The sequence below is a fragment of the Nocardia sp. NPDC049707 genome (assembly GCF_040674855.1).
Taxonomy (GTDB): domain Bacteria; phylum Actinomycetota; class Actinomycetes; order Mycobacteriales; family Mycobacteriaceae; genus Nocardia.
Genome location: NZ_JBFANN010000111.1, coordinates 1 through 2,870, shown reverse-complemented (window position 1 = coordinate 2,870; position 2,870 = coordinate 1). Strand labels below are relative to the sequence as shown.

Genomic DNA, 2,870 nt, shown 5'->3' with positions numbered 1-2,870 from the left:
CGCTGCCGGTGAACGCAGCAACTGCCGCTGGTGCCGCTGACACGGTCAGTGTCCCCACGCCCTGCCATGCCGCAGCGGGTGGCGGTTCGTACGTCGAGACTCGCGCCTGCGGCGCATGCGCTTCGACGACTCGGACGCGAGACGGGCCGCGAACGTCGCTCGTAAGACTCGCTCCGTGGTGGTTGCTGGTGGCGGGTCGTTCGGCACCTGGTGCGCGCGCGTCGAGACTCGCGCGTGGCGCATGTGCTTCGGTGACTCGGACGTGAGACGGGCCACGAACGGGTCGTTTCTAAGACTCGCTCCGTCGTGATCACTGACGATGGATTGTTCAGCACCTGATTTACACGCGCCAAACGGTCGAGACCCGCGCCTGCACCACTTACACTTCGGCGGGGAGGCGTGGCTGTTCGTCCGAAGCCCGTTTCCGATCGTGTCCGTGGTGAGTTTTACCGACGCTCCGGGAGGAGATGATCGTGAGCTCGTTCGGCAAGCGGCGACGCGGCGGCAGTCACCGGGGCAAACCGATGCCAGCGCCCTATGCCTCCGTCGCGGGGTTCAACGAGCACAACACCGGCACGGCACGACATCAGGACAGGTCCCAACCCCGTGGCTCGGCGAAATCGCCTCGGCCGCAACCGACACCGGATCGGCCACAGCGCACCCGCAGCGAACGCTTCCGAAGGCTACTGCTCGCCCTGTTCATCATCTTTGTCGCGCTGCCGTCCCTGCTGTTCGTGCTGGTCTACTGGAGCGCGGAAATCCCGGATCCCGATGCGGTGCAGACCAATCAGATCGCCACCATCCTCGCCGCCGACGGAACCACGGTGATCGCGAAGGTCGTTCCGCCGGATGGCAATCGGATTCCGGTACCGCTGTCGGAGGTGCCGAAACCGGTGCGCAATGCGGTGCTCTCGGCCGAGGACCGCAACTTCTATACCAATCCCGGCTACTCGACCAGCGGATTCCTGCGCGCCGCCCGGGACAATCTGCTCGGCAGAGAGGATGCGGGCGGCGGCTCCACCATCACTCAGCAGTATGTGAAGAATGCCTTTCTCGGCTCCGAACGCACCCTGACCAGGAAGATGCGCGAGCTGATCATCGCCGCCAAAATGGCGCGGCAATGGAGCAAGGACGACATCCTCGCCGCCTACCTCAACACCATCTATTACGGGCGCGGCGCCTATGGGATCTCGGCGGCCGCGAAGGCATACTTCAACAAGTCGGTGCCGGAACTGACGCTCGCCGAAGGTGCGGTGCTGGCCGCGGTCATCCGTACCCCATCGATTCTGGATCCGGAAACCCACCTCGCCGATCTGACCACGCGCTGGAAGTACGTGCTCGACGGCATGGTCGAGATGGGCGAGCTCGCACCGGGCAATCGGGATGCGACGGTATTTCCGCAGATCGTCCCGATTACCGAAATCCCGGACGTCACCGAGGCCCGCGGCCCGGAGGGCCTGATCCGCTCCCAGGTGCTGCGGGAACTGCGCAACGCCGGCATCACCGAGCGGGAACTGAATACCGGGGCATTGCAGATCACCACCACCATCGATACCAAGGCCCAGCAGTCCGCACTCGACGCGATCCATGATCGCCTCGGCCCGCAGCCGCCGGAACTGCGCAGCGCGGTGGTTTCGGTCGACCCGCGTTCCGGCGCGGTGCGCGCCTATTACGGCGGCGCCGACGGTATCGGCTTCGATTTCGCGCAGGCGCCACTGCAGACCGGCTCCGCCTTCAAGGTCTTCGCGGTGATCGCGGCACTGCAGCAGAACATTCCGCTCACCCGGGTGCTCGACAGTTCACCGGTGACCGACCACGGCACCAGGATCACCAATGCGGACGGTGAATCGTGCGGCAAATGCACCATGGCCGAGGCATTGAAGCGCTCGCTGAACACCAGCTTCTATCGACTGACGATGTCGATGTTCGACGGACCGAAGGCCATTGCCGATGCCGCCCATCAGGCCGGAATCCCCGAAGAGATTCCGGGCGTTGCCGGTAAGGCGCTGACCGAGGACGGCGGGCGACCGCTCAACGGAATCGTGCTCGGCCAGTACCTGGTTCGCCCCATCGATATGGCCTCGGCCTATGCGACGATCGCCGATTCCGGTGTCTATCACCAGCCCTACTTCGTGCAGCGGGTGGTCGCGGGTGACGGCCGGGTACTGCTGGATCGCGGCGTTCCCGACCAACAGGTCGGCAAGCAACTCTCGGCCGGCCAGCAGCGCATTCCGCGCAGTATCGCCGACAGCACCGCCGAAGCCATGATCCCGATCGCGGCATATTCCAACGGGCACAGCCTGTCCGGCGGTCGGCCCTCGGCCGCCAAGACCGGCACCACCCAACTCGGTGAGTCGAAAGCGAATAAAGACGCGTGGATGATCGGTTTCACTCCGTCGCTGTCCACGGCGGTCTGGGTCGGTACCGAACAGTCCCAGCCGATCGAGACCGCGCACGGCACCGATATCTACGGCTCCGGCCTGCCCGCCGATATCTGGAAGCAGGTGATGGACGGCGCACTCGACGGCACGCCGATCGAGCAGTTCCCGGCGGCCGCATCGCCGAGCAGCCAGCCGAGTGTGAGCAAACCCTCCGGCGGCAGCTACGACATCCTGAACCCGCCGGCCAGCACCTCCACCTCCACCTCCACCCCCGCACCGGTCATCGTCATCCCACCCGCCCCGCAGCAACCCAAGGAAGTCGAAATCTTCCCCGGACTCAGCATTCCGCTGCCCGGCTGAGTTTGATTGCGGCGCCTGCGGCGCCGCGTGTTCGCTCGAGCACAGAGACGTAGCTGAATCCGAACCGTTCGCGGCGCTGTTCCAACTGCCGCGCCATTTCCTTCGGCGTCCCGATCAGCAATGCGGGCA

At 65.3% G+C, this 2,870-nt stretch carries 1 protein-coding gene; it reads left to right on the top strand.

All coding sequences use genetic code 11. The features are described from left to right. The first annotated feature begins 467 nt into the window (after positions 1-467). Positions 468-2,741, top strand: a complete 2,274-nt coding sequence (locus tag AB0J29_RS37060; protein WP_364796024.1) for a transglycosylase domain-containing protein — start codon at positions 468-470, stop codon at positions 2,739-2,741. Positions 2,742-2,870: the final 129 nt, after the last annotated feature.

What these genes read in the sequence shown, in the direction of transcription:
- AB0J29_RS37060 (WP_364796024.1), top strand. Translation starts at nt 468, where the DNA reads ATGATCGTGAGCTCGTTCGGCAAGCGGCGACGCGGCGGCAGTCACCGG.